Here is a 26,970-nt window from a genome sequence, read left to right on the forward strand (position 1 = left end):
GTGAGGCGATCAGTTCCATCATTGATCATCGACGTGTCCGAACTGGCTCGCACAACCCTGGCGTGCTGGAGGTGGACGATCAGAATGTCGAAACCCTACGAACCCTAATGGAGGAGCACTCCATTCCGGTCTTGAATCTGGAGACGAAGAAGCACACTTTGGAGGATCAGTTTCATGCACACGGCAGACCGTAAGACGGTGGTCAAAGTCGAAACCAGAAGGTGGATACTTCATCCGGGAGTCTTTGCTCTACTCGTAGTTGTGCCCTTACTAACCGCACTGTTGTCATACGCCGCAGTCATGGCATCAAGCGGGGCCTCCTCAGATGCCGGTGCGGTCTCGATCGACACCACGGCAGCACTCGGGCCCGACTCAGAAGATCCGGAGAAGCTGGATCTCGCCGCAACCTCGATCTATCTACTAGCGCCACTTGCCGCTTCACTCCACGGCGTTCTTTTCGCTGGAAGCGAGCTCTCATCGGGCGCTCTGCTCAATATTGCGGTCGCGGCGCGGCGTTTGAGAACGATCTTCGCCGTTCGGGCGCTATCTCTGGTACTTTTGTCGTTAATAACCGGAGCAATCCTAACCGCATTATCGATCGCCGGGTTGACGACAGGTTTGAGGCAAGCCGAAGTACCAAGCCTCACCCCCGAAGCGCCCCTTGGTACCGTCATCCTGGGCGGATCCATTCTCTACGCCACCGTTGCCGTGATCGCATTTGCGGCAGCAACACTGCTAAGACGGTGGGTCGTCGTTTTGGTTGCACTCGTAGCTTACTTCGTCGTTGCAGAACCCCTGCTAGCTTCAATGCTGTCCGAACGTGCTTCGAACTGGTTGCCTCACGTTTCGCTTGGAAAGTGGGTGGACCTTGAGCCCGAGAGACGATTCGCTTTCCCAACTATGGTTCTGGCGCTTTTGGCTCTGGTCACTGCCGTGGTTGGCACGCAGCGTGATCGAGCTGCGAGGTAAGACCGTTTCTGTGAATTCAGGAGATTAGATGGATCTGTTCCGCCGACTCGCTCGCTATCGTCGTGAGATTTTCGCGGTGCTCATACTCCAGCTGGTTACCACCCTCGCCACGCTGTACCTACCGGACCTCAACGCAGACATTATTGATAACGGTGTCGCGCGCGCAGACGTGCCCTACATCTGGAACGTGGGCCTGCGCATGCTCATCGTCGCACTCATCCAGATCGTGGCGGCCATCGGCGCGGTGTGGTTCGCCTCCCAGGTGGCCATGAAGACCGGCCGGGACATCAGGGCCGCCGTCTACGACCGAGTATCGGGCTTCACCAGCGAGGACATGGCCCGCTTCGGCACCGCCACCCTAGTCACCCGCGGCACCAACGACGTCCAGCAGGTGCAAATGACATTCCTGCTGTTCATGAACTTCATGGTCGCCGCACCCATCATGGCCATCGGCGGCATCATCATGGCCCTGCGCCAGGATGCGGGGATGTCCTGGCTCGTTGTCACGGCGGTGGTCGTGCTCGCCGTCGTGGTGGGCGTCATCGTGGCGATTCTTATGCCGCTGTTCAAGCAGATGCAGAAGCGGCTGGACGCAATCAACGGCCTGCTGCGCGAGCAGATCGCCGGCATCCGCGTGGTCCGCGCGTTCGCCCGCGAGGACTACGAGACCGAGCGGTTCACAGACGCGAATCAGCAGATCACTAAACTCAGCCTGAACATCGGCCGCGTGTTCGTGACCATGTTCCCGGTGATCATGCTCATTCTGAACCTCGCCACCGCCGCGGTGCTGTGGTTCGGCGGCCACCGCGTGGACGACGGCCTGGTGGAGGTCGGCTCGCTCACCGCGTTCATGCAGTACCTCATGCAGATTCTGATGGCGGTAATGATGGCGACGTTTATGCTCATGATGTTGCCGCGCGCGATCGTGTGTGCACGCCGCGTGTCGGAGGTATTAAGACACGAACCGCGGATCGTCGACCCGCGTAGCCCTGCGTCCCCGGCGTCTCGCACGGGTGAGGTGGAGTTTCGCGACGTCACCTTTAGTTACCCCGGCGCGGAGGCGCCCGTGCTGCAGTCGGTGAGTTTCACGGCGCGGCCGGGCACGACCACGGCAATCATCGGCGCGACGGGTTCAGGCAAGACGACGTTGCTCAGCCTCATTCCGCGTTTGCACAGTCCGAGCCAGGGCCAGGTGCTTCTCGACGCCACGCCCGTCGCCGACATGGCGCGTCCGGACATCGTGGAGCGCGTGTCGATGGTGCCGCAGAAACCCTGGCTGTTTAGCGGCACGGTCGCGTCAAACCTGCGGATGGGGAACCCGGATGCGACGGATGCGGAGCTGTGGAACGCGCTTCGGGTGGCGCAGGCTGACTTCGTGGACGACTTGGAAATGGAGATTTCGCAGGGCGGCACGAACGTCTCTGGCGGGCAGCGTCAGCGCCTGTCGATCGCGCGGATGCTCGTCGCCCAGCCTGACGTGTATCTCTTTGACGACTCGTTTTCCGCGCTTGATGCAGCCACGGACGCTCGCGTGCGCGCGAGTATGACCGAGTACACCGCGGGGAAAGTGGTGATTGTGGTGGGGCAACGCGTGGCGTCGATGAGCGGGGCCGACCAGATTCTGGTGATGGAGGCCGGCGAGATTGTGGCGCGCGGCACGCACGACGAGCTCATGGCATCGAGCGCAACCTACCGGGAGATCGCGCAGAGCCAGAAGGCGGTACAGGCATGAGTGAGCAAAAGCCACGCAAGGCGAAACAGTTCTGGCCCTCGGCAAAGCGGCTGGTCGGCCTGCTCGCGCCGTACAAGCTGGCGCTGACGGCGGTCTTTGCCATGAACGCCGTCGCGGTCGTGCTGGCGGTGTTTGCCCCGCGTGTCATGGGTCGGGCGATGGACGTGATCTTCTCCGGCGCGATTTCGGCGCGCATGCCGGCCGAGGTGAGCAAAGCGCAAGCGGTCGAGGGGCTGCGCGCCACAGGGCAGGAACGCTTTGCCGACATGGCTGCGGCGATGGATCTGCGCCCGGGTGAAGGCATCGATTTCGGGCACCTGCGCGAGCTCATTGTCCTGGTCCTCGCGCTGTACGTGGTCTCGTCTGTGTTGATGTGGGCGCAGGGCGCGGTACTGAACCGGCTCACCATGCGCACGGTCTTCGCGCTGCGCGAACGGGTTGAAGCGAAGCTGCACCGCCTGCCCCTGAACTACTTTGATACGCGCCAGCGTGGCGACGTGATGAGCCGCACCACGAACGATGTGGACAACGTGCAGCAGGCGTTGCAGCAGGCCCTCTCGCAGATATTCAACGCGGTGCTCACGTTGGTGGGCATCATCGTGATGATGTTCGCGATTTCCTGGCAGCTTGCACTGGTGGCGCTTTTGGCGATCCCGCTCACGGGTCTTGCGATGGGCGTGGTGGGCACGCGCTCGCAAGCCCAGTTCGCGGCGCAATGGAAGGCCACAGGCGAGGTCAACGGCCAGGTCGAGGAGGCCTTTTCGGGCCACGAGGTGGCACTCATCTTCGGCCGCACTGATGAGCTGCACCGCGAGTTCGACGAGCGCAACGAACGTCTTGCCGTTGCTGCGAGCAAGGCGCAGTTCTTGGCCAACTCGATGCATCCGCTGATGCAGTTCATCTCCTACCTCTCGTACGTGGCCATCGCCGTTTTCGGCGGCCTGCGGGTGGCCAGCGGGCACATGACGCTTGGCGACGCCACCGCGTTCATCCAGTACTCACGCCAGTTCAACCAGCCACTCGGCGAACTGGCCGGCATGATGCAAATGGTCCAATCCGGTGTCGCCTCCGCCGAGCGTATCTTCGAGTTGCTCGACGCGGAAGAAGAGGTGGCGGATGTGCGGGACGACGCGGCGTCGGCAAGCGAAAAGCCCACGGGCCAAGTGGAGTTCCGAGACGTCTCTTTCTCATACACCGACGAGCCCTTGATCCAGGACCTGAACTTGCGCGATGCACCGGGGCAGACCGCCGCGATTGTGGGGCCAACCGGCGCTGGCAAGACCACGCTGGTCAACCTGCTCATGCGCTTCTACGACGTGGACGAGGGCGCGATTTTCCTCGACGGCCGCGACATCCGCACCTTGAAGCGCGCAACACTGCGCAGCCAAGTCGGGATGGTATTGCAAGACGCGGTGCTCTTCGAAGGCACGATCATGGAAAATATTCGCTACGGGCGGCTCGACGCGACGGACGACGAGGTCATCGCTGCGGCAAAGGCCACGTACGTGGACCGGTTCGTGCGCGCCCTGCCAGATGGCTACGACACGGTGGTGGACCAGGACGGCGGTGCGCTTTCGGCAGGTGAGCGGCAACTGATCACGATTGCCCGCGCGTTTCTCTCCCAGCCCACCATCCTGGTGCTTGATGAGGCGACCTCAGCGGTTGACACGCGCACCGAGGTGCTCGTGCAGCAGGCGATGCATGCGCTGCGGGCGCAGCGGACCTCCTTTGTGATCGCGCACCGCCTTTCCACCATTCGGGACGCGGACGTGATCTTAGTCATGGAGTCCGGCCAGATTGTGGAGCAGGGCACGCACGATGAGCTGCTCAAACGCCGGGGCGCGTACTACGCACTACACCAGAGCCAGTTCGCAAATACTTAGGCAGCCTGTATTTAATTTGCTGTAAGTTAACCGAAAAGACACGGGGAATCTGCTTCACACATCTAAAGTGCGCGGTGACCGACTTTTTGTACACACGTTGATCGAGAGCGCAGATGAGCAGAGACGTCACACGCGACGCGGGGGGTAGCACCGTCGCCACCAAGCATCACCCAGACACGAAGCCGCAGGAAGCACAGAGCGAGAACAGCGGGGACGCACCGGCCGACCCGCTCGGCTGGCTCCCCTTGAGCGGGGGCGCGAAGAAGGCGGCCGAGTGGATCTCGGTCGTCGTGGCCATCTGGCTGCTGCTCAACGCCGTCGGCATGATCGGTGCCGGCTTCAAGATGGCGGCGGGCGACCAGGCCAAGGAACTGTTCTCCTTCGCAGAGAACCCCTTCGTCGGCCTGGCGGTCGGCATCCTCGCCACCGCCATCATGCAGTCGTCTTCCACCACCACCTCTATCACTGTCGGCATGATCGCCGGTGGCCTCCCACTCGAGGTGGCGGTCCCCATGCTCTTTGGTGCCAACATCGGCACCACGGTGACCTCGACCCTGGTCGCGCTTGGCCTCTCCGGCAATAAGCAGCAGTTCCACCGGGCATTTTCCATGGCCACGGTGCATGACTTCTACAACCTGCTCGCGCTGGCCATCTTCTTCCCGCTCGAAATCTTCACGGGCTTCCTCTCCAAGGTCTCTGGCGTCTTCGCCGGCTCGCTTGCGGGCGAGGGCGACGGCGTGCTCGCCGGCATCTTCGAGGTCATCGGCGACGGTGTGGACGCAATCACGGAGCCGCTGGTCAACCTGGCCAAGTTCCTCGTCGGCCCGTTGGGCGACGTGTGGGGTGGCATCGTGCTGTCCATCGGCGGCGTGGTGCTCATCCTGGTGGTCATCGGCTACATCGGCAAGATGCTCTCTGCCCTGCTCGTGGGCCGTGCCCAGGAGATGCTGCACGCGGCGCTCGGCCGCGGCCCGATCACGGGCATCCTCTCCGGTGCCATCATCACCACTGCGGTGCAGTCCTCCTCCACCACAACCTCGCTGACCGTGCCGCTTGCCGCCTCCGGCAAGTTCAAGGTCAAGGAGCTGTTCCCCTTCGTGGTGGGTGCCAACATCGGTACCACCGTCACCGGTCTCATCGCCGCCTTCTCCGCCTCCGGCGTGGAGGCAGAGGCCGCGATGCAGGGCGCGCTCGTCCACACCATGTTCAACGTGTTCGGTGCGATCGTCATTATGTCCCTGCCTTTCCTGCGTGCCCTGCCCCCGAAGGGCGCAAACTGGCTCGCCACCTTGGCGGACAAGAACAAGTGGTACGTCTTCATCTGGGTCGGCGGCGTCTTCTTCGCCCTCCCACTGCTCGCTGTTTTGATCACCAACGTCTTCTTCTAAGGACCTCAAGGAACTGCTATGCCCCACACTGATCCCGACCAGTCCGCATCCGGCAAGAGAGCGCAGAAGCTGATTGACGCCGACGCGCCGAACGCCGAACTGCAAGAGCTGATCAACGAACTCGAAGAGACCACCCACATCCTGCGCAACGAGCTCGAGGTGCGCGAGAAGACGGATCACGAGCGTCTCACCCCGGAGCAGCTCGAAGAGCTCAACCGCATCCCGCAATACCTGGAATTGACACGCCCGCGCTGGCGCGATGTGCTCAACCTCTTCCGCGAACTGCGCGACGAAGCGTCGAAGAAGAAGTAGGGGAACGCACATGAAGAAGCAGCTGCTCGCACTCACCACCGCCCTTCTCATCGGCGCTGGCGGGCTCACCGCCTGCTCCACCGAGTCCGGCTCAGACGCCCACTCGGGCACGGACGTCCCGATCCACGTCACGGGTTCCGCCACCGTCGAGCCGATCACCGCCTTTATTGCTGAGCGCTCCCAGCAGGACGTGCGCATCACCGCCGACGGCTCCACCGACGGCTTCGCCGACTTCTGCGACGGCAAGTCGGACATCAACGACTCCTCCGTGCCGATCCCGGAAGAGTTCCAAAAGCAGTGCAGCGACAACGGGGTGGAGTTTATCGAGCTGCCCATCGCACTGGATGCAGTGACCATTGTGAAGAACGCCGAGAACACGTGGGCACACGATCTCACCGTCGAGCAGCTGCACGACGTGTGGTCGCAGGATTCCCCGGTCACCACCTGGTCCGACATCGACCCGTCCTGGCCTGACGAGGAGATCTCCCTCTACGGCCGCCCGGACGGCTCCGGCACCCTTGAGGTGTTCAAGGACAAGGTGCTCGGCGGCGACACGATCCGCGAGGACTACGAGGCCACCGACGATATCGACGAGCTCTCCACCTGGATCGCAGAGGACACAAACGGCATCGGTTTCATGGGTATCGGTAACTACCTGGCCACCGAGGGCGAGGCGCGCGACCGGATCGACAACGTCACCGTCGACGGCGTCGCCCCCGCGCGCGATGCCACCCAGGAGGGCGAATACCCCTTGGCGCGTCCGCTCTTTGTCTACGTCAACGCCGATTCTGTAGAGAACAACGGCGCGCTGGAGGAGTTCATGAACGCCTACCTCAACCGCGTCGAGGGCGTGCTGCCGCGCGTGTACTTCTACCAACTGCCGGAAGAGGAATACGACGCGGCCCGCACCCGATTCACCGACCGCGTGACCGGTCCGGATTCCCGCTGGACCGCATAGGCGAGTGTTAAACTCTGAAGGGTCGGAGAGATCTCCGGCCCTTTTCTCCGCGCGTTTGAACCAAAGGAGCTCGTTTCCCTCATGACCAGTGCCCGCCAGCCAGATCACGTGCGGCTTTCTGATGCAGACCGCACCGCGGCCATGACCGCGCTCGGTAACGCGCTGGGCGAGGGCCGGCTGAGCATGCAGGAGTACGACGAGCGCTGCCAGGCCTGCACCACCGCGAAAACGCGCACGGACCTCGCTCCCCTGTTCGCCGACCTGCCGCAGCGGCCGACGTTCGGCTCGCAGGAGCTCGCCCAGCAGCAACACGACGTACCTGTCTTTAGTGCCCGCGAGGTCGTCGAGGCGCGCCGCTCGGGGCGGCGGATGCGCGCCGGCATCTTCTGGCTCGGCGCGGTCGGTAGCTTCACCGCCGCCGTCGCGATAAACGCGCCCGTCCTGCTTGCGGTGATCCCGGTGTTGTTCATCCTGCTCTACGTCATGAAGGTCGGCCCGGACAGCTGGTACAGCCCCTCGCTGCGCGACATCGAACGGGCGCAGCGCCGACTCGTTCGCGCGAAGCAGCTCGAGCTGGAGGCGGACCGTGCCTTTGACGTAGCGCAGCGCAAGGTGGAGCGCCGCGAGCAGATCGACCGGCTCACGGGCGATACCCTGAATTTTGCGCAGGAATCCCTGAACAAGTTCCGCCGCCGTGGCTAACATGGCCGTATGGCCACTAATAAGGATGAATCCGCCCCGCAGCCCACACCGGCGAAGGCAAAGAAGCCTCGCCGGCACCGCCACTTCGACCAGGCCGACAAACTGAAAAATGTCTTCTACGACATTCGCGGCCCGGTGTCTGCCACCGCGGAGGAGATGGAGCGCGACGGCCACACCATCCTCAAGCTCAACACCGGCAACCCTGCAGTCTTCGGTTTCGAGGCTCCGGACGTGATCATGCGCGACATGATCGCCAACCTGCCCACCTCGCAGGGTTACACCACCTCCAAGGGCATCACCTCGGCCCGCCGCGCCGTGGTGACGCGCTACGAAATGATCGACGACTTCCCGCCGCTCGACATCGACGATGTCTACCTGGGCAACGGTGTCTCCGAGCTCATCAGCATGGTCACCCAGGCCGCGCTGAACGACGGCGACGAGATCCTCATCCCCGCCCCCGACTACCCGCTGTGGACGGCCGCGTCCACCCTGGCAGGCGGCAAGGTTGTCCACTACACCTGCGATGAGGAGGACAATTGGAACCCCTCACTGGAGGACATTCGTTCCAAGGTCACCTCCAAGACGAAGGCGATCGTGGTGATCAACCCGAACAACCCCACCGGGGCCGTCTACTCCCGCGAAGTGCTCGAGGGCATCGCCGACATTGCGCGCGAGCACGAGCTGATGATCTTTTCCGACGAAATCTATGACCGCGTGCTTTACGACGATGCGCAGCACATCTCCATGGCCGAAGTTGCCCCCGACGTCATCACCCTGACGTTTAACGGCCTGTCCAAGGCCTACCGCGTGTGCGGCTACCGCGCAGGCTGGATGGTCATCACGGGCCCGCGCCGGCGCGCGAAGGGATTCATCGAGGGCCTCGACCTGCTCTCCGGGACGCGTCTGTGCGCGAACGTGCCCGGCCAACACGCGATCCAGGTCGCGCTCGGCGGGCGCCAATCCATCTTCGAGCTCACCGCGGAGGGCGGCCGCCTGCGCAAGCAGCGCGACGTGGCGGTACGCAAGCTGCGCGAGATCCCGGGCATCTCAGTGGTCGAGCCGAAGGGCGCGCTGTACTGCTTCCCCAAGATCGACACCGAGATGTACAACATCCACGACGACGAGCGCTTCATGCTGGACCTGCTCAAGTCGGAGAAGATCCTGATGGTGCAGGGCCGGGGCTTTAACCACCCCGCCCCGGATCACTTCCGCGTGGTCACCCTGCCGTGGGCGTCCCAGCTGGAAAACGCCCTCGAGCGGCTAGGCAACTTCCTGGCCGACTACCACCAGCACTAGCCGCTACACCGGGCGGAACGTGTCCGCGGAAGCTGCCTGCCAGTCCTCGGCCCAGGACGCCGGGGCACTATCAAGCAGCTGGCCCGGGGCGAGCCACTCGTAGAGCTCCGCGTACGAGCGCGCCTCGGTCGGCGAGACGTTACGACGCAGCATCGCCGGGGTAAGCTCCGCAGGATCGCTGACCCCCATCGACGCCATCAGCCGCACGGCCTGTGCAACCGTCGCCTTCTGGAAGTTGTAGACGGCGCGCGATTTCTCCTCCACAACGATCGCGCGGTTGCGGCGCGGGTCCTGCGTGGCCACGCCCGAGGGGCACTTGCCGGTGTGGCAGTGCTGCGCCTGGATGCAACCGAGCGCCATCATCATGGCGCGCGCGGCGTTGGTGAAGTCGGCGCCCTGGATCAGGCGCATCACGATGTCCGAGCCGCCCGCGACCTTGCCGGACGCCCCGATTTTGACCTGGTCGCGCAAACCGGTGCCGACAAGCGCGTTGTGCACCGTCATCAGCCCGTGCGTCAGTGGCATGCCCACGTGGTCCTCGAAGTCGATCGGGGCCGCGCCCGTGCCGCCCTCGGAGCCGTCAACAACGATGAAGTCCGGGGCGGTGCCCACCTCGCGCATCGCTTTACAGATCGCGAGCACTTCCCGACGACTACCCACACACAGCTTGAACCCGACCGGTTTACCGCCGGCGAGCTCGCGCATCTGCGCAATGAACTCGATCAGCTCGACAGGGGTGGAAAAGACGCGGTGGCGGGCCGGGCTGATGCAGTCCTGGCCGCGCGGAATGCCACGGATCTCAGCCACTTCGGCGGTGATCTTGTCCGCTGGCAGCACGCCACCGATACCCGGTTTCGCGCCCTGACTCAGCTTCAGCTCCACCATTTTGACCTGATCATTCGCGGCCTTCTCGCGGAACTGTACGGGGTCAAAGTCCCCATCCGGGGTGCGCGCGCAGAAGTAGCCGGTGCCCAGCTCCCAAATCAGGTCACCGTTATTTTCCATGTGGTACGGGCTCAGCCCGCCCTCGCCCGTATCGTGGGCGAAACCGCCCAGCTCAGCGCCCTTGTTCAGCGCCCGAATCGCGTTGCGCGACAGCGAGCCGAAGCTCATAGCCGACACGTTCATCAGCGACATCGAGTAGGGCTTCGCACAGTCCTTGCCACCGATCAACGTGCGGGGCGTCTGTTCCGGCTGTGCGACGGGCGCGACCGAGTGCACGAGGTACTCGTGGCCTGGTTCAGACACGTTTTGTACCGTGCCGAAGGCGGTCTCGCTCTGTATACCCTTGGCGCGCTCGTAGATCGCGTTGCGCTGATCGCGGTTGAACGGGCGGCCGTCCCAATCGCGCTCGATGAAGTACTGACGTAGCTCCGGGCCAATGTCCGTGAGCAGATAGCGCATGTGCCCCAGCACCGGGTAGTTACGCAGGACTGGGTACTTCCGCTGCGTCAGGTCGTGGACGGCGACCCCGCCGAGCGCCGCCGCAGCGGCACCGAGGGCACCTTTAACAAGGGGTGCAGATTTTTCTTCAACCATACTTCCATCATGCACCCCTTATGCGGCAAGTTCTACAGGCTGCGCCCCAGGGCCCGCATGGTCCACCCCGCTTGCTGCCACGTGGGGACGTCGAGGACGTTGCGGCCGTCGATAAGCAGCGGCTGCTCCACAAGCTTCGCCGAGGCGACTGGATCCATCTCCTTGAACTGCTTCCACTCGGTGGCGAGAATCACCAGCTCAGCGCCCTCAAGTGCCTCATCGAGTGTCTCTGCGTAGTCAAGCGTCGGGAACACGCGGCGGGCATTGTCCATCGCCTCCGGGTCAAACACGCGCACCGCGGCACCCGCGAGCGAGAGCTGGCCGGCCACCGCAAGCGCCGGCGAGTCGCGCACATCGTCAGAGTTCGGCTTAAATGCTGCGCCCAGCACCGTGATGCGGCGGCCAATCAGGCTACCCAGATCCGCGCGCGCCATGTCCACCACGCGCTCGCGGCGACGCATGTTCACCGCATCCACCTCGCGCAGGAAGGTCAGCGCCTGGTCCGCGCCCAGCTCGCCCGCGCGCGCCATGAACGCCCGGATGTCCTTCGGCAGGCAGCCACCGCCGAAGCCCAGGCCCGCGCCCAGGAACTTGCGGCCGATACGGTCGTCGTAGCCAATGGCGTCGGCCAGCTTGGTCACGTCCGCGCCCACAATCTCGCAGACCTCACTGACCGCGTTGATGAACGAGATCTTCGTGGCCAAAAAGGCGTTGGCGGACACCTTCACCAGCTCCGCGGTCTGCAAGTCGGTGGTGATGAACGGGGTGTCATTGGATAGCGGGGTCGCATACACCTCGCGCGCAATGGCTTCAGCCTGCGAATCCTCCGGGCGGGTGCCTAGCACAATGCGGTCCGGCTCAATCGTGTCCTTGACCGCGTAGCCCTCGCGCAGAAACTCCGGGTTCCACGCGATCTCCAAAGTGGTTCCCGGAGCGGCGAGGTTATTTGCGCGCTCCTGCAGCGCCGCGGCGGTACCCACCGGCACCGTCGACTTACCAAAGATGACGTGCGCACCCTCCAGGTGCGGCACCAACGAATCGATCACGGCCTCCACGTAGCGAGTATCCGCCGCGTAAGAGCCGCGCTGCTGCGGGGTCCCCACACCGATGAAGTGGACACTGCCGAAGGCCGCCGCCTCCTCGTAAGAGGTGGTGAAATCCAGGCGACCAGCGGCCATGTTGCGCTCAAGTACCTCCGGCAGGCCCGGCTCGTAGAACGGGACCTTTCCGGCCTTGAGCTGATCGATCTTTTCTTGGTCTACGTCCACGCCCAGCACCTCATGGCCAAGTTCAGCCATGCATGCCGCGTGGGTTGCACCGAGATATCCGGTGCCAATTACTGTCATCCGCATAACTGCCTATTATGCCCGGTCGGGTCGGACACGGCAGGGTGAGGGGCATGGGTGAACGAGGAACGCCGCATTTTTTCAATGTTGCAAAGAAGCAGCGCGGGACGCGAACCTATTTTGCAAAAATCGCTGTTTTTGAAAAATAGGGCTAGCGGAAGTTCAAGTACGCGCGCGACGGCGTGGGCCCGCGCTGGCCCTGGTACTTCGAGCCGAGCGCGCCCGAGCCGTACGGGACTTCCGCGGGCGAGGACATGTTGAAGATGGCGAGCTGGCCGACCTTCATGCCGGGCCACAGCGTGATCGGCAGGTTCGCCACGTTCGACAGCTCGAGGGTGATGTGGCCGGAAAAGCCCGGGTCAATGAAGCCAGCCGTGGAGTGCGTGAGCAGGCCAAGTCGGCCCAACGAACTCTTGCCTTCCAGGCGGCCGGCCAAGTCAGCGGGCAGCGTGAAATGCTCCAGCGTGGACGCCAGCACGAACTCACCCGGGTGCAGAACGAAGGCCTCACCCTCGGGTACCTCCACTGCCGTGGTCAGATCCGGCATTTCCAGCTTCGGATCGATGTGCGTGTACTTCGAGTTATTGAAGACGCGGAAGAACTTATCCATGCGCACGTCAATTGAGCTCGGCTGCACCAGCGAAGCGTCGTACGGGTCGATGCCGAGGCGGCCGGAATCAATAGCGTCACGGATGTCATGATCTGAAAGAAGCACGCCATAAGCATACGGCAGGCTCGTTTTCCGATTCAGGGAGGGACGGTGCTACAGTATCCCCATTGTCGCGCATATCATTGTGCGGCAGATGCCGGCGTAGTTTAGTGGTAGAACATCAGCTTCCCAAGCTGAGAGTGCGAGTTCGATTCTCGTCGCCGGCTCCACTACTGCCAGGGGCTTTGTTAACGGGGTGGGCCGTTGGTCATGCAGATGGTCATGCAATGATTTGCACGGAAAACGCTAAACCCCCGCGCCGACTTTGTCGAGTGCGGGGGTAGTTTTTATGCCGGTTTGGTGGGGCGGGAGCTCGGTCTTGGTGGTCGGGGCCATCGAGTGTAAATGGAGCTAGCTCCATTTAGGACAACCGCCGACACGCGACCAGGCGTTTTCCAGACGCGCCAGAGCCAAATGGAGCTAGCTCCCTTTAGATCAACGGTTTAGAACAACAGGTTTAGAGCTACCGTTTAGAGCTACCGCCCGACCCAACCAAGCCCCGCGTCACGCCCTACACTGCCCGATCACCGTGTACGAGAGCACGGCGGTGTCGCCGGATGCGAACTGGAGCACGTGCCATTTCGGGTGGAAGCGCGTCGCCGCTGCCAGCTGGCGCGGGTTGTGGAACCAGCCTTGGACCACGCCATCATCGTGTGCGAAGGTCACCTTCGTGCCTTCGACCTGCAGGACTTCGATGTCGCCCCAGCCGCCCTCCTCACGGTCGTTCAGCGCCCGCAGGATCGGGATCCAGTGGGGGCGGTGGCCGGAGGCGACGAGCTGGCAGTAAGTGTGATCGGTAGGCACCCCACCTGCCGTTTCCGCTGGGAGGGAAACGAGCTGGCCGTCGTCGTGCGAGCGCAGCTGGTTGCGTTCGGGCGAGAAGTCGAACCTCGCACCGGCCCGACGGACAGCGTCGAGGGCGTCGAAGGGGGTGGCGAAGGCGCGGACGTGCAGCTCACCGCCCGCGTGAAACGTCAGAGTTGTGTGCTGGATGTTGTCGAGTGTGGCCGGAATCCAGGAAACGGATGCCATGATGGCTCTCCTTGTAAAAGTCGCACTTTCGGCGCGCGGGTGTGCAGACGCCGACAGATCTTCTCCCGGGGGCACCGTGCGCGATCAGCGCGGTTGCCAGCCGACGGGCCGGGAGGCCTTGCCCATGAGAGGGCTCGTCGGACTTCGTGATCCGTAGCCAAGCATAGCAGCTCCCTTATGCTGGGGGCTATGAAGCTTGCGACCATGATGATTGCTGGTTCGGCCGCGATCGGTGCCGTGCAGGCTGCGCGCAACCGCCCGCCGCTGCCGTTTAATGACCCGGACTTTGCCCCCACCCACGAGTCCCCGGTGCTCTTCATCCACGGGGTGACCAGCCGCAGCCGCGCCTTCCGACCGAACGCGGAGCGGCTTCGCGACGAGGGCTTCTGGGTTTGGGGCTACGACTACGGCGACATGTTCGCCCCCGGCTTCTACGGCATGGGCAACTTGGACAGCATTATCGAGGACGTACACGCCAACGTCGACCACGTATTGGAACAGACCGGGGCCGAGCAGTTGGACATAGTCGCCCACTCGCAGGGCGGGCTGATGACCAAGCTCTTCATCGCCAACGGGGGTGCGTCGAAGGTGCGGCGCGTGGTAGCGATGGGCGCGAACTTCCACGGCACAGACGTGCGCGGGCGGGCGACTCGGTTCGCACCGCTGATTTCCCGCTACCCGCGGGCGGCCTCCACGCTCGCCTCGCCGGGCGTGATCCAGCAGTTAGCCGATTCGCCGTGGGTTCGTACCCACCTCAACGTGCCGGATACGTACCCGGAGATCGTCTATACCTCCCTCTACTCGCCTGCGGACGTGCTGGTGACGCCGAACGAGACGTCGATGCTCGCGTCGGTAAGCGGGGCGGATGTGGTCAACATCAACGTCGCCGAGGCCTACGGCGGTTACGCCCCGCGGCATGCGCTCATGGAGCGCGACCCGCTGTTTATCGAGCTCACCTTGTGGGGGCTCACCCGCGAGCGCGGCGAGCATACCCCGCCGCGCATCCCGTGGGCGGAGGAGGGCTAGCCGCACTTCACGATCGGCTCGGGGTCGTAGACCGTGGTTTGGGTTTCCTGGTCGATGAGGTTGCCCGAAAGATCGTAGATGCTGCGGGTATCCGAGGTGGTAAAGCCCGGCGCGCCACCCGACGGGATGCAACCCTCACCGGCCGCGTTGATGGTGTTGGGCTGGGTCTGCGCCCAGCGCCCGCCGTTGGAGGACTCCACGTTGACGTGTTTGACGCCCATGAGGCGCACGGTGATCTCGCCGCCGGAAACGCCCGTCTGGATGCGTACCGGGGTGGGCGAGTCATTGCGGAACTGCAGGTCGATTGCGCCCTCGTAGACGGTGGCTTCGCGGCCTGCCGGGTAGCGGGAGATGTAGTAGGAGTGCGGCGTGTGCGCGATGTCGGTCATGCCGCCGAAGTAGGCGGCGTTGTACAAGGTGGTGGCGAACTGGGAGATGCCGCCGCCGACGGCCATGCCGGAGCGACCGTTGATGATGATGCCGGATTCCACGTACCCCTGTGCTGTGCCGCGCGGGCCGGTGTAGCCGTTGAGGGAGAAGGTCTCGCCGGGGTTCACAATCGCGCCGTTGACGGTCTGGGCCACGAGCGCGATGTTGGTGCCTGAAGCTCCGGAGAAGCCGCCGGTGGAAAAGGAGCTGACCTCCTGGTCAAACGTGGCGTTCTCGGCTTCCTCAGTGGTGAAGTCCGCTGGGACCGGTTTGTAGTCTGCGTCCCAGGTGCGCTCGCCGTCGCGCAGGAGGCGATCCTCGAATCCTGCGAAGGTGGCGTCCCAGTCCACGGCGATGCCGTCGGTAGACGGCTCGACCCCGCCGCCTTCGAGTACGCGGGCGTTGTGCATCTCGACCTGGGTGGCGACGAGTGTTTCGCCCAGGATGGCGCCCGCGACGTCGCGGTGCACCTTGGGCACGATCGCGCCTTCCACGTTGGGAAATTCTACGACCTCGCCGATGCGCGCGGCTGGGATCTCGGCGGTTGCGTCCTCGCGGCCGTTGACGGTCAGCGGTCCGGACAGCGCCGTTTTCACCGGCCCATCCATCGCCTCCTTGATCACCTCGTCGTTGATCGCGGGCTGCACGGGATCTGGTGTGATCTCGACGCCCTCGGGGTCGAGCCAGTTGCTGGTCACGGCCTCGCGCAGCGTGCCCGGGTTGACCTCTTGGCCCAACTCCGGGTCCTTCACTTCGGCCTTACCGCCTTCGATGTGGATGCTGCCGTCTTTCGGGGCGAGGTAGAGCTCGTCCTGCACGCGGGCGAGCTCCGGGCGCAGCTTGGCCTCGTCAACACTGCTCTGCGCCTCTACTTCGTGCGTCCGGAACAGTCCTACCAGTCGCGGGATGGGGTTGGCGGACTGGATACCGGCGGCGTCCACCGTGCCTTGCCAGTCAATGTCTAACCCCGCGTTGGCGGGCACGAGCTGCGCGCGCTTGCCTGCGGCGCTGATCTCTACCGGCGTGCCTGCTACCCCGCCGAGCTCCTCTTTGAGGTGCTCGCTGGCCTCGTCGGGGGACATCCCGCCGATGGCGACGCCGCCCACGGTGGTCCCGCGTGGGACGTTGCCGCGGTTGAGCGCCAAGTCCGCCAGGTAGATGGCCAAGACGACTGCGAGCAGGCCGAGAACGGTGCCGAGCGCGATCGTGCCCGCGCGGCCCCGGGACTTTTGCCGATGGGAAGTACTCACCTCACACAGGGTACACAGGCCGCTATAATCCGACGTCGAGTAACTGCTGCTGGGTGCGCACCGCAGCCTCGTCGACGCGCGCCTCGGGCAGCTCCCCTGACTCCACAGCGGCGACCACCACATCAATAACGTGCGGGATATCCGCCCCGGAGGACCACAGCGCCTGGTCGGCACCAGCAGCGATGGCGAGCTTGACCGCTTCCGGGGTCGGCGCGTAGTCCAAGATTCCGCGCATGCCGGACAAATCGTCGGTGACCACCACGCCGCCGAACGGCTCCCCGCCCGGGTAGTCACCCTCGCGCAGAATGCGGTAGGCCTCAGGATTCAGCGAGCTGGGCACGCCCTCAGGCCCCATCCCGGGCACGATCATGTGCCCCATCATCACGCTGGCGTGCGGGAAGCGGGCAAGTAATGGGCCGAAGGGGCGCATGTCCAGTTCGCGTACCTGGTCCAGCGGCGGGGTGACGGCAAGTTCGTGGTGCGTGTCGCCCGAGGCGCGGCCGTGGCCGGGGAAGTGTTTGAAGGTGGGGGTGACGTGGGCGTCGATAAGCCCTTGCGCGAAGAGGGTGCCGACCCGCACGACTTCCTCGGGGTGGCCGCTGAAGGCGCGGTCGCCGACGATGGCGAGCCCGGTGACGTCGAGATCCAAAAGCGGGGCGTAATCCACGTTCACGCCGCGGGTGCGCAGGGCCCGTCCGATGTCGTAGCCGGTGCCTTGGATCACCTCGGGCGGGCGGGTGGCCAGCTCGCGCGGGGCCATGAACTGGCCGAGCACGTCGGTATGGCGCTGCACGCGCCCGCCCTCGAAGTCGATGGCGACGGAAAACGGGTAGCGGTACTCGGCGCGCAGCGCGTCGATGTTGTGGCCCTCGGCGGTCAGCAGCGCCGGGTCCGCCCAGCTGGGGATGATCAGCCCGCCGACGCCCTGATCCAAAGCTGCTCGCGCCTGCCGCTCGTTGCTCACGCCCACCACCATCAGCGAGGCCACCTTGGCGCGCAGGTCTTGTGGCACCCGCTGCTGGGCGGGGTTCGGCGCTGGCGGTGCTGGCGGCGCGGGCGGTGCAGCCGGTGGCGGCGGGGCGGGCGCTGCGACCTGGGGTGACTCCGGCTCGCTGGGCACGCGCGAGCTTAAAGAGAAGGCGAGGAGCGCCGCGACGACAAGGCCGCCGACGGTGAGCGCCACCGCCCGCCATTGGGCCGGTTTAAGCGCTGGTTGTAGTTCCCGTGCCACGGACACACCCCCTCTACTTGTTCTGCGAAAACGCTACTAGTGTAGTCCTGCTGGTAGGCTTTCGCCCATGTCCCACCGAGTATTCAACCTGCCAGCGTCGTTGCCGCGCCGTGCGGCGAACCCGGTGCTCGCCTCCGCCGTCGTCGGGGTGGTCCTGGGTGTGGCCGGGGTGCTCGGCGTGGCGGCTGTCTCCGGGCAGAGCACCGTGCCGCAGGGCGGTGCCGTCACGGCAGATGAGGCTGTGCTCGGCGGGCCGGAGTACGGCTCCCGGGAGTAGCCCTTGCGCGCGCACGTCGTCGGCTGGCTGCTGCTGGCCTGCACCGCGTTGTTCCAACCGCCAGGCGAGGTCGCCGCGGACACCAAGCTCAACCTGTTCGTCGACCCGGCGCGCTTTCTTTCCCGCGCCACCCACGCGTATACGGACGAGTTCCCCTTGGGCCAGGTGCAGAACCAGGCTTATGGGTACCTCTTCCCGCAGGGCCCCTTCTTCCTGCTGGCAAACACGCTCGGTGTGCCGGAGTGGCTCGCGCAGCGCGCGTGGTGGACGCTTTTGCTATGCCTGGCGTACTCGGGTGCGCTCATCCTCGCGCGCCGCACGGGCGTGCGCGGGACGCTGCCGCAGGTCAGCGCCGCCATGCTGTACGCGCTCTCGCCGCGCATCCTCACCACACTCACCGCGATCTCCTCGGAAGCCTGGCCGGTTGCGCTCGTGCCGTGGACGCTCATCCCACTGCCCCGGGCCCGCCCGCGCATCAGCGGTGCCGTGCTGGCGGTTGCCGCGATGGGCGCGGTCAACGCCACCGCTACCATCGCCGCCTGCCTGCCAGCACTCATCTTTCTGCTCTACCACCGCGCCTTTGCCCAGGCCACCCAGTTCGCCCTCGGCGCGGCGGCAGTCTCGGCGTGGTGGATCGGCCCACTGCTCGTACTCGGCCGCTACTCGCCACCATTTACCGAGTTCATCGAATCCGCCGCCGTCACCACCGCCTGGCTCAACCCCATCGAAGTCCTGCGCGGCACCACCAGCTGGGCCCCCTTCGTCGATACGGAGCGCACCGCCGGCGCCTTACTCGTCGGAGAGCCCGTCTTCGTGTTGGCCACCGCGCTCATCGCCGCCTTCGGCCTGGCCGGCCTTGCCTGCCGCACCCCGTGGCGCGGTGTGTGGGTGGTCATGCTCGCCTGCGGATTCGCGCTGTTGTGCTCAGCGCACTTTTTCGCCCCGCTTTTCGACGGCCCACTCGCCCCCTTCCGCAACCTCCACAAATTCGACCCGCTCGTCCGCCTTCCCTTGGTCATGGGAGTGGGTCACCTCTTTGCCCGCGTCGACCGCCCTCGGGCCGCGGGCGTGGTGCTCGCGGGTGCGGTCGCCGTGGCCCCGGCGTGGTCGCTGCGCCTGCTGCCGGAGGGCACGTGGACAGAAATCCCCCCGCAGTGGGTCGCCGCGGGCGAGTGGCTCGACGAGCACGCCGCGGGCACCCGCACCCTCGTCGTGCCGGCGTCTTCTTTTGCCCGCCAAGACTGGGGCTGGACCCGCGACGAGCCGATCCAGGCGCTGACGAGTACCCGCTTCGCCTTCCGCGACGCCGTCCCTCTCGTCGAGCCGGAAGCCATCCGCGGCCTCGACGGCCAGGTCCGCGCGGTCGATCCGGAGGCGCTACGCGCCATCGGCGTCGGCGCGGTGGTCGTCCGCCACGACCTCGAGGGCGCCGAACCCCACGCCGCCGATTATGCCGCACGCAACTTGGGTGAGCCCGCCGCCAGCTTCCGCGAAGACTCCGGCTCCGGCGTGGACATCTACCTGCTCGAACCCACCCGCGACGCCATGATCACGGACGCAGCACCAGTGACCGTTGACGGCGGCGGCGAAGTGCTCCCGCTGCTGTGGGCTGAGTACGGGTATTTTCCGGCACGGCTCGTCGATAAGCAGGCCCAACCGGACATCATCACCGACACCCCCGCACTTGCCGAGCGCAACTACGGCACACTCCACGGCGCGCAATCCGCGCACCTCGCCGAAGGTGAGGGCGGCAACGTAGGCAACCGACTGCCCGACTACCCGTCGGCAGGCACGCGCGTGGCCGTGGCTGAAGACGGCGGGCGGGCGCACGCCTCCTCCTCGGCGGCAGACGCGGGGGCGTTCGGCGGTGCGGTGCCCGGCGCGTCGCTGACCAGCGCCTTCGACGGGCTTGCCGAGACCGCGTGGTGGCCCGCGCCGGGCGATCGCGGCCCTTGGATCGAGGTCCCGCCCGTGGCTGAGCGGCTCACGATTACTGCGACGCGGGATACCGTCGTCACACTGTCCGGCGGGCCAGAGCGCCGCGTCACCCTCGTCGCGGGCGAGCCGCGCACCATTCGCGCCCCGGGCACCACGCGGATCGAGTTGACCGAGCGCGTCGGCATCGCCGAGGTGGACGCGGGCCTATCCCGCATCGTGGAGGTCGAGGGCACCGCCGATACGTATTTCTTCCAGCGCCACTTCCCCGACACGCAGGTCATCCAACGCCGCTTCACCACCGCCATCGATGCCACGTGGCGCTTAAGCGCGCCCGCCACCATCGACGGCACCCGCCACGCCGCAGGCGAAGTCGAGCTGCCCGCAGGCACCCACGAGCTGTTTACCCGCCGCGAGACGATCACGCTTTCCCGCGACCGCGTACCCACCGCCGCGTGGGAGGCGCTTCCCGCCACCATCGCACCTGCCGGCCACCCGCGCACCATCATCACCACCCGCGCCTTCAACGCCGGGCTGCGCGCCACCGTCGGCGGTCAAGCGCTCGAGCCCACGCGTATCGACGCCGCAACCCAGGCCTTCACCCTCCCCGCCGGAGCATCCGGCGAGTTCCGCATGCACTTCGCCGGCGAGGCGGCGTACCGGAACTCGCTGCTCGCCGGCGGTGCGTTTTCCGCGCTGGTCGCGCTTGCCTGCCTGATCGTCGTGTCGCGACGGCGGGATGATGAGCTCCTCGTGCCCCAGGAGCTTCCCCGCCTTGACCGTGCCGCACCACTGCTCGCCGCCATCGCCGCGGGCCCTGTCACCGGACTGATCGCCGCCGCAAGTGCGTGGGCGATCCGGCGCTTCACGCTCCTGCCTGCCAGCTGGTTGTCCTCGGGCGCGCTGGTGGTTTCAGGGCTGGTGCTGGCGCGGGCCCCGTGGCCGTCGGCAAGCTATGCGGGCTCCACGCTGCTCCCGCTCGCCGGTTGCTTCGCGGTGGCGTGCCTGGCGTGGCCGGACCGGGATACATCGCGCCGCGACAGCACTGCGCGCACTAGTCGCGCGCCGGGGACCTCCACCAACTCGTAGGAGATGTAGCCCACGACCAGGCTCGTCGCAGCAGTCACGATGAAGACTAGCGCGAAGTTGCCGCCGAAGACGGGCACCCCGAGCACGGGGAAGACCAGGTCGAGTACCGCCATGTGCCACAGGAACACGGAGTAGGACCAGCGCCCGGCCAGGAGCGCGGGCCGCGATGATAAGAGCGTGCCGTGCTCGCGGGGCCCGAGCGCGTACGGCACGACGAACAGGGCGGCAAAAAGTGTGCCGAGCAGGACGCGCACGTTGAACTCGGCCGGGGTGGGGTGGATCAGCCCCTCCGGGCCGACGACGCCGGCGAGCCACGCCACTGGCATGGCGAGCAGCGGGAAGGGCCAGCGTGGTCCGCGGTAGCGCACGCCGGCGCGCTCGAGTTCGGCGCACGCGAGCCCGACGGCGAACCAGGGGGTATAGGACGGCGGCCAGATCTGCAGGTTGACCACCTCGGGATCGGAAAACGGCTCGATTACCCACGGCCACGCCAGCCCGACGACCACCGCGAGGACGAGCACCAGCCACCGCGCCCGCCCGCTTCGCGCAAGGTAGAGCGGCAGGACCAGGTAGAACGCCACCTCCACGCACAGCGACCACAGCTGGGTCAGCCCGGCGATGAGGCCGTCTGGCACGTAGATCTGCACCATGAGCAGGTTGGCCACCGCTTGAGCAGCGCTCACCCCACTCAGCGCGGGCAGCGCGAGCAGCACGACCGCCACGCACACCACGTACGCGGGCACGATGCGGGCAACCCGGCGCGCGAAGTAGCCGGGGCGCGGCCCGCGGCGGGCGAGCACGAACGCGGAGAGTGCGTAGAAGACGGCGACGAAGTAGTCGAAACGCGCGAGCAGCGGCGAGTCGTTCGCGGTCTGGAAGGCGACGTGCGTGGTGAGGATCCCGAGGGCGGCGACGCCGCGCAGGCCCTCGAGTTCTGGCAGTAGGTTAGAGTTTCTGGTGTGGGTTTCGGTGAGCTGTTCGATGTGGACATTGTAAAGAAGCGCAAGCTGGCGTGGGCCGCCGGCATCGTGGTCGTCGCGCTGGCGTGCAACCTCGCTTCCCCCATCGTCATCGCCTTCCAGCGCCCGCTCGAGATAGGCACGCAGTCCATGCGCTTCGACGGCCCCGGGGGCGAGCAGTTCACGCGCACGACCACGCTGGAGAAATCCACTGAACAGGACCCCGACACCGGCAAGGACAAGGACGTCTACACGCTCACCACCGAGCAGGACGGCCCCGAGGCGTACACCGATTCCTTCCGCATCAACCCGACCACCGCGTTTCCGGAAAAGGATCGCCACGGCGTCGGCGTGTACCTGCCGTACCGCCCGGAGCGCCGCTCCTACCCGTACTTCGACCCGCGCTCGCAGACCACGGTGCCGCTGGATTACCTCGGCCCGGGCTCGGTCGGCGGGCTGGAGACTTACCAGTATCGCGCCACGCTTCCCGACGACGCCCAGCGCACCATCAATGTCGAGCGGCGCACCGGCATGCTTGTCGACGAATCGTGGTCCCTTTCCTCCGGCGTCTGGACACTCAGCGAGGACTCCAAAGCGGACGCGGTCGATACCACCCGCGGGAAGGTCGCCTGGCTGCGGGCCTTACAGATCATGGCGCTGGTGACCCGGCTGATCGCGGTGGTTGCCCTTATTTGGGCGTTGGTGCTCCTTGCGCGGCGCAACTAAATACCTGCTGCCTGCCTACGGCACCCTGCTGGTACTTGGCCTGACCTGGCCGTTTTTCCTGCCGGGCGAGGCGTTTGCGCTGCGCGACATGATGGTGCTGACAGACATGGCGCTCACCCGCGCCTCCCTCGGCTTTGGTGATCTGCCCGCACGCAACGTGCCCCAGGACGCGCTGCTAGGGCTGATCCCGTTCCCTGTTTTCTTTGTCCGCGTCCTCATCGTTGGCGCGGCTTGTACTGCCGCGTTTGCCGGCTACCGGCTGGGCCCCCACCCGCTGGGCAAGGCGGCGGCGATGACGGTGGCGGTGTGGAACCCCTTCGTTATCGAGCGCTTCCTGCAGGGCCAGTGGTCCCTTGCCGTAGCGGCGTGGCTTGTGCCCCTGGTCGCGCTCGGCGGGCGCGCCAGCCCCCTGGCGCAGTGGGCGGCCTCGCTGACCCCGACTGGTGCGCTCGCCGCGGCCTGCTTCGTGCGCAACCGGGCAGGCGTGGTCGTCGCGGTGCTGGCCTGCGCCCCGTGGGTGGTGGCGGGTGTGCTCGCCACCGGTGGTGGGACCGCCACGGCCGAAAGCGCCGCCGCGTTTGCGCCGCGGGCAGAGCAGTACGTGGGCACGCTCGGTGCGCTCATGGGACTGGGCGGTATTTGGAATTCGGCGGCGGTCCCGGGCTCGCGCGCGGTGGGCTTTGCGCTGTTCGGCATCCCGCTGTTTTTCCTGCTCGCGCTGGGCTGGCGCGCGGTTCCGCGGCGCTGGCTCACCTTGGCCGGGGTGGGTTTTGCGGTCGCGCTCGCGTCCTGGGCGGGTATTACCGAACCTCTGGTCACACACGTACCCGGCGGCGGGCTTATCCGCGACGCGCAGAAGTGGCTCATCCTTGCCATCCCGGCCTTCGTCGCGGCGGCGGGGGCGCTTACTCCGCGTCGCGCCGCGGCCGCGCTCGCGTGTGCGCTGTTGCAGGTGCCGGACGGTGCGGTGGTCGTCGAGAAGCTGCGGCCGGTCGCGGTGGACGCACCGGTGGTCGCGCACGCGGGCCGGGACGTCTACTTCGCCGAGCGCGCCCCGCTTACGCTCGTGCGCGGCGAGCCGACAGTGGACCCTGCGCCGAAGCAGATGAATGTCGTGGAGTCCGGGGCCTTGCTTGTCGACGGCGTACTCGTCGACCCGCCCTCTCCCCGATGGCTCGCAGCGCACGAGGCCGTTTCGCAGGAGCCGGTGAATCGGGCGCGGCTGCGAGAGCTGGAGATCGGACTCGTGGTCTACCCGGACGGGCGGGTGCTGGACACAGGCGCTCCCGCGCGCGGCCTTCCGCCGGCGGGCCTAGTGCTTTTCGCCGGTTACTTAGCTGCGCTGGGCTACGCGCTCGCTGCGTTCAGGCGCTCGCGGAGTTCGGCGGCGAAGGTCTCGGGATCAGGCACGGACACGGCGTAGTCGCCGTCTAGGGTATTAATCCGTACTGTCGGGCCGCCAACGGAGTAGCACTCAGCGCCGTCGACCTCCCGTGGGCCGCTTACGTGCGGTGGGAAGAACATCCACAACCACACGCTCGGTTGCGGACCTGCCGCTTCAACGTCGGTGACGCGCGCAAGCGGGATTGCGGTTTCGCGCCCTGCGAGGCGTAGATGCAGCGCAGCGTCGTCCACACACACGTGCAGGGTGATCCGCGCGTAGAAGAAGGCGTACCCGGCGAAGCAGGCCAGCAGAATCCAGCTGAACGGATCGGGGCGAAATCCACCTACGAGGGGCACCACCAGCACCGTGGCCACTATCAGAACGGCCAAAGGGACGCCGTTTACCCTGCGGTAACGTTCGAGCTTCGTCATACCACAAGCGTAACAACACTCACTTCTATTTTTATTCATAAAATTCGGCCGTAGCAGAAAACCTCTTTACCTGCACTATTAGCGTCATTAGTGGGCGCGTACCAATTAATGACAAAGTCCAATCATTGAAACCCTTGCACCATCCGCACGCCATGGCTAAAGTTAACTTCAGATGAACAAAAGGTTACATACCCGGTAGTCCGGGGGAACTACCTCGAAATAAGGAGCACATCATGCAGGACATCAACAACATCGACTTTTCCATCATCCGCGAGCGCGCACTGCGCAATATCCGCGAGGACCTGATCGCCGAGTGGTCTGGCGAGTTCCCCGCCGATGAGATCGGCGACGCCTTTGACTCGGTCCTCAGGGCCCACCGCCGTAGCGCCACCCTGGACCACTTCATTCCGGTCCTGGTAGAGGCAGAGATGAGCGCGCGCCTGCGCTCCGGCAATCTGTGGCCGGCCACCGCAGCCTAAGTTTTTTACCCCCCGCGGCCGCTGCTTCCCATGAAGCGGCGGCCGCGGTTTTGTTATGCTTGTGCCCATCATGCTGTCGGTAGCGGGAACACCCGGGACCCGCGGCGTGCGTCTTAGCGAACACTCACCCGCGCCAGTCCGGGCAATGGCTGGCGACTCTGATCAGGCCCTTCGCCGACGGGCTACCCCTGTACAAAGCACCCGGCCTGCATCGAGTACACGCGCACTCCCGAGAAGGGAACGCACAAATAATTGAGTATCACCGAAGTGTTGGAAGGCGCGCCCGCCCCTGGGGCCCGTGAGGGTTGGGATACGGGGACGCATACCTTTTAGCAGGAGGAAAGGGGCCACCATGTTGCTTGCAGAAGCACTCGCACAACGCGCCGAGGCGCAGCACCGCCTAGACGAGCTGCGCTCCCGCCTGGTTGAGCAGGCGCGCGTACAGGAGGGCGACGAGCCCGCCGAGGACCCAGCCGAGCTGCTCAAAGAGGCAGCGCACGTGCTGGAGCAGATTGAGGTGTTGGTGCGCCGCATCAACCACACCAACTCGGTCACGCCTTTCGAGGGCGACGCCACGCTAACCGACGCGATCGCACGCCGCGACGCGCTGGTCCGCGCGGGCCGCTTCTACTCCGCGGTCGCGGACTCGGCGACGGCGCGGATGGACCGCTACTCGCGTTCCGAGGTGCGTTACGTACCCACCGTGGATGCGGCCGCGCTGCGCAAGATGGCGGACGCCGCCTCCAAGGAGTACCGCCAGTTGGATACGAAGATTCAGCAGCTGAACTGGTCGACAGAGCTGCGCTAGCGCCCCGCCGCGTCGCCAACCACGTCATCCAGCACCGCAGCGAACTTCGCCCCGGTCGCCTCCCAGGAGTACTCGCCCGCGCGCGCTTTGGCGGCGGTGCCGAGCCGGTGGCGCAGGTTGGCGTCGGCAAGCAAACGCTCCACCGCCTGGCTGAACTGCGCCTTCGTGTCCACGAGCACGCCGGTGTCCCCATCGATGATGGAGTCATTGACGCCGCCGGCGCTGCGGTAGCCGATAGTCGGCACGCCGTGCGCTGCCGCCTCCACGACCGCGATGCCCCACCCCTCCTTCGCGCTCGGCATGAGGTGCAGCGCCGCGCGAGAGAGCAGGGCGTGCTTGTAGGCGTCGTTGACGTGCCCGTGGAAGCGGATCTCGGGCCGGTCCGCCGCGTATTCGCGCAAGCGGTCCTCCCACCAGCCGGAGCCGATGATGTCTAACACCACATCTTCGCGCCCAGCGATCGCATCGATCGCGTGCTCGATGCGCTTGTGCGGCACCAGCCGCGACAGGGTCACCACGTGCACCTTCCCGTCGTCTGGCACCACGGGCAGCGCGTCCGGGATAGGGTCCACGCCGTTTTCCACGATCGCGATGTCGCCCGCGTCCACGCCGAGCGCAACCAGATCGCTTCTCGACGCCTCCCCCACCGTCACGTACCGCGCGCCCCGATACACCCGCGGCGCGACCTTGGACTCCAAAAACCAGCCCAACCGCCCGATAATCGGGCCCGCCACCGGCCACTGATCCTTATGGCAGTGGTGCGTAAGCAGCACGACCGGCCGGCGCGTAAACAGGCGCGCGAAAAACGGAATCCCGTTCTGCGTATCCACGATCACGTCCGGCCGGTTGCGCCAAATAGACAGCGGCGCCAGAACATATACGCCGTACTTGCCCCCGGCACGCTCGAAGCGGATGCCGCCGCGCGTGCTGCGCCGTGGCGCGTCGGTGTGGCTGGAGGTGCGAAAAACGACCTCGTGGCCCTGCGCCGCGAGGTACTCGCCGACGCGCTCCAGGTAGCGTTCGCTGCCGCCGCCCTGCGGGTGGGTGGAGTCGCGCCAGCACATCAGCAGTATCTTCATT

At 65.7% G+C, this 26,970-nt stretch carries 23 protein-coding genes, 1 tRNA gene, 1 pseudogene and 1 riboswitch; of the genes and pseudogenes, 16 read left to right on the forward strand and 9 right to left on the reverse strand.

The features are described from left to right. Positions 1 to 174 precede the first annotated feature (174 nt). From CIMIT_RS10550 to CIMIT_RS10585, 8 genes are all read left to right on the forward strand, one after another. Complete coding sequence (locus CIMIT_RS10550) at positions 175 to 969, forward strand: ABC transporter permease (protein WP_038592731.1); 795 nt, start codon at positions 175 to 177, stop codon at positions 967 to 969. A gap of 28 nt (positions 970 to 997) precedes the next feature. Then, positions 998 to 2,701 carry an ABC transporter ATP-binding protein gene (locus tag CIMIT_RS10555; RefSeq protein ID WP_038592734.1) on the forward strand — a complete coding sequence of 568 codons (1,704 nt, stop codon included), beginning with the start codon at positions 998 to 1,000 and terminating at the stop codon, positions 2,699 to 2,701. After that, the gene (locus CIMIT_RS10560) at positions 2,698 to 4,584 is read left to right on the forward strand and encodes an ABC transporter ATP-binding protein (protein ID WP_084674356.1); all 1,887 of its coding nucleotides are present in this window, start codon (positions 2,698 to 2,700) and stop codon (positions 4,582 to 4,584) included. The genes CIMIT_RS10555 and CIMIT_RS10560 overlap by 4 nt, the downstream gene beginning before the upstream one ends. A gap of 113 nt (positions 4,585 to 4,697) precedes the next feature. Further along, positions 4,698 to 5,972 carry a Na/Pi symporter gene (locus tag CIMIT_RS10565; RefSeq protein WP_051904957.1) on the forward strand — a complete coding sequence of 425 codons (1,275 nt, stop codon included), beginning with the start codon at positions 4,698 to 4,700 and terminating at the stop codon, positions 5,970 to 5,972. An 18-nt stretch (positions 5,973 to 5,990) separates the two neighbouring features. Then, complete coding sequence (locus CIMIT_RS10570) at positions 5,991 to 6,284, forward strand: hypothetical protein (RefSeq protein WP_038592741.1); 294 nt, start codon at positions 5,991 to 5,993, stop codon at positions 6,282 to 6,284. Positions 6,285 to 6,294: 10 nt separating this feature from the next. Continuing rightward, positions 6,295 to 7,242: a substrate-binding domain-containing protein gene (locus tag CIMIT_RS10575; RefSeq protein ID WP_051904958.1), complete on the forward strand. Its 948-nt coding sequence runs from the start codon at positions 6,295 to 6,297 to the stop codon at positions 7,240 to 7,242. 81 nt (positions 7,243 to 7,323) lie between these two features. After that, positions 7,324 to 7,944 (forward strand): DUF1707 SHOCT-like domain-containing protein, encoded by a 621-nt coding sequence (locus CIMIT_RS10580; protein WP_038592745.1) that lies wholly within the window; start codon positions 7,324 to 7,326, stop codon positions 7,942 to 7,944. A gap of 9 nt (positions 7,945 to 7,953) precedes the next feature. Then, a complete protein-coding gene (locus CIMIT_RS10585; RefSeq protein WP_038592748.1) occupies positions 7,954 to 9,240 on the forward strand; it encodes a pyridoxal phosphate-dependent aminotransferase in 1,287 nt (428 codons plus the stop codon). A 3-nt stretch (positions 9,241 to 9,243) separates the two neighbouring features. Here the strand turns inward: CIMIT_RS10585 and CIMIT_RS10590 are convergent, their stop codons facing one another. The 3 genes from CIMIT_RS10590 to dcd form a co-directional block, all read right to left on the reverse strand. Further along, positions 9,244 to 10,779 (reverse strand): FMN-binding glutamate synthase family protein, encoded by a 1,536-nt coding sequence (locus CIMIT_RS10590; protein ID WP_038592751.1) that lies wholly within the window; start codon positions 10,777 to 10,779, stop codon positions 9,244 to 9,246. A gap of 32 nt (positions 10,780 to 10,811) precedes the next feature. Then, complete coding sequence (locus CIMIT_RS10595) at positions 10,812 to 12,131, reverse strand: UDP-glucose dehydrogenase family protein (RefSeq protein WP_038592754.1); 1,320 nt, start codon at positions 12,129 to 12,131, stop codon at positions 10,812 to 10,814. Between the two features lie 145 nt (positions 12,132 to 12,276). Then, the gene (gene dcd, locus CIMIT_RS10600) at positions 12,277 to 12,840 is read right to left on the reverse strand and encodes a dCTP deaminase (protein ID WP_038592756.1); all 564 of its coding nucleotides are present in this window, start codon (positions 12,838 to 12,840) and stop codon (positions 12,277 to 12,279) included. 90 nt (positions 12,841 to 12,930) lie between these two features. Here dcd and CIMIT_RS10605 point away from each other — a divergent pair. After that, positions 12,931 to 13,004, forward strand: a tRNA-Gly gene (locus CIMIT_RS10605). A 334-nt stretch (positions 13,005 to 13,338) separates the two neighbouring features. Here the strand turns inward: CIMIT_RS10605 and CIMIT_RS10610 are convergent. Next, positions 13,339 to 13,866, reverse strand: coding sequence for a hypothetical protein (locus tag CIMIT_RS10610; RefSeq protein ID WP_038592759.1), 528 nt, complete (start codon positions 13,864 to 13,866; stop codon positions 13,339 to 13,341). Positions 13,867 to 13,883: 17 nt separating this feature from the next. Continuing rightward, positions 13,884 to 14,018: riboswitch (SAM riboswitch) on the reverse strand. Positions 14,019 to 14,055: 37 nt separating this feature from the next. On the opposite strand from CIMIT_RS10610, the gene CIMIT_RS10615 reads away from it, so the two are divergent. Then, positions 14,056 to 14,892: an esterase/lipase family protein gene (locus CIMIT_RS10615; protein WP_084674426.1), complete on the forward strand. Its 837-nt coding sequence runs from the start codon at positions 14,056 to 14,058 to the stop codon at positions 14,890 to 14,892. On the opposite strand, the gene CIMIT_RS10620 is transcribed toward CIMIT_RS10615, so the two are convergent. Then, complete coding sequence (locus tag CIMIT_RS10620) at positions 14,889 to 16,571, reverse strand: VanW family protein (protein WP_231910292.1); 1,683 nt, start codon at positions 16,569 to 16,571, stop codon at positions 14,889 to 14,891. The two genes, CIMIT_RS10615 and CIMIT_RS10620, sit on opposite strands and share 4 nt — an antisense overlap. Before the next feature lie 22 nt (positions 16,572 to 16,593). After that, entirely contained in the window at positions 16,594 to 17,802 is a 1,209-nt protein-coding gene (locus CIMIT_RS10625; protein WP_038594744.1) for a glycoside hydrolase family 3 N-terminal domain-containing protein, read from the reverse strand. Between the two features lie 67 nt (positions 17,803 to 17,869). On the opposite strand from CIMIT_RS10625, the gene CIMIT_RS10630 reads away from it, so the two are divergent. Both CIMIT_RS10630 and CIMIT_RS13080 read left to right on the forward strand, forming a co-directional pair. Beyond that, entirely contained in the window at positions 17,870 to 18,079 is a 210-nt protein-coding gene (locus tag CIMIT_RS10630; RefSeq protein WP_038592762.1) for a DUF2613 family protein, read from the forward strand. A gap of 3 nt (positions 18,080 to 18,082) precedes the next feature. After that, positions 18,083 to 21,103 carry an alpha-(1->3)-arabinofuranosyltransferase domain-containing protein gene (locus CIMIT_RS13080; protein ID WP_038592765.1) on the forward strand — a complete coding sequence of 1,007 codons (3,021 nt, stop codon included), beginning with the start codon at positions 18,083 to 18,085 and terminating at the stop codon, positions 21,101 to 21,103. A 59-nt stretch (positions 21,104 to 21,162) separates the two neighbouring features. On the opposite strand, the pseudogene CIMIT_RS12455 reads toward CIMIT_RS13080, so the two are convergent. Continuing rightward, a pseudogene (locus CIMIT_RS12455) lies at positions 21,163 to 22,086 on the reverse strand (acyltransferase family protein); the annotation flags it as partial. Between CIMIT_RS12455 and CIMIT_RS13015 the strand changes: the two are divergent. After that, the gene (locus CIMIT_RS13015) at positions 22,063 to 22,788 is read left to right on the forward strand and encodes a porin PorA family protein (protein ID WP_038592771.1); all 726 of its coding nucleotides are present in this window, start codon (positions 22,063 to 22,065) and stop codon (positions 22,786 to 22,788) included. The pseudogene CIMIT_RS12455 and the gene CIMIT_RS13015 overlap by 24 nt on opposite strands. Then, a complete protein-coding gene (locus CIMIT_RS10650; protein ID WP_038592774.1) occupies positions 22,772 to 24,211 on the forward strand; it encodes a hypothetical protein in 1,440 nt (479 codons plus the stop codon). The genes CIMIT_RS13015 and CIMIT_RS10650 overlap by 17 nt, the downstream gene beginning before the upstream one ends. Here the strand turns inward: CIMIT_RS10650 and CIMIT_RS12660 are convergent. Beyond that, positions 24,136 to 24,603 (reverse strand): hypothetical protein, encoded by a 468-nt coding sequence (locus CIMIT_RS12660; RefSeq protein WP_144311853.1) that lies wholly within the window; start codon positions 24,601 to 24,603, stop codon positions 24,136 to 24,138. The genes CIMIT_RS10650 and CIMIT_RS12660 overlap by 76 nt on opposite strands. 233 nt (positions 24,604 to 24,836) lie before the next feature. Between CIMIT_RS12660 and CIMIT_RS10655 the strand changes: the two genes are divergently transcribed. Beyond that, positions 24,837 to 25,082, forward strand: coding sequence for a three-helix bundle dimerization domain-containing protein (locus CIMIT_RS10655; protein ID WP_038592777.1), 246 nt, complete (start codon positions 24,837 to 24,839; stop codon positions 25,080 to 25,082). Positions 25,083 to 25,434: 352 nt separating this feature from the next. Continuing rightward, positions 25,435 to 25,890 carry a DIP1984 family protein gene (locus tag CIMIT_RS10660; RefSeq protein WP_038592780.1) on the forward strand — a complete coding sequence of 152 codons (456 nt, stop codon included), beginning with the start codon at positions 25,435 to 25,437 and terminating at the stop codon, positions 25,888 to 25,890. Here the strand turns inward: CIMIT_RS10660 and CIMIT_RS10665 are convergent. Next, positions 25,887 to 26,969 (reverse strand): glycosyltransferase family 4 protein, encoded by a 1,083-nt coding sequence (locus tag CIMIT_RS10665; protein WP_038592783.1) that lies wholly within the window; start codon positions 26,967 to 26,969, stop codon positions 25,887 to 25,889. The two genes, CIMIT_RS10660 and CIMIT_RS10665, sit on opposite strands and share 4 nt — an antisense overlap. Between the last annotated feature and the right edge of the window lies 1 nt (position 26,970).

The sequence above is a fragment of the Corynebacterium imitans genome (assembly GCF_000739455.1).
Classification (GTDB): domain Bacteria; phylum Actinomycetota; class Actinomycetes; order Mycobacteriales; family Mycobacteriaceae; genus Corynebacterium; species Corynebacterium imitans.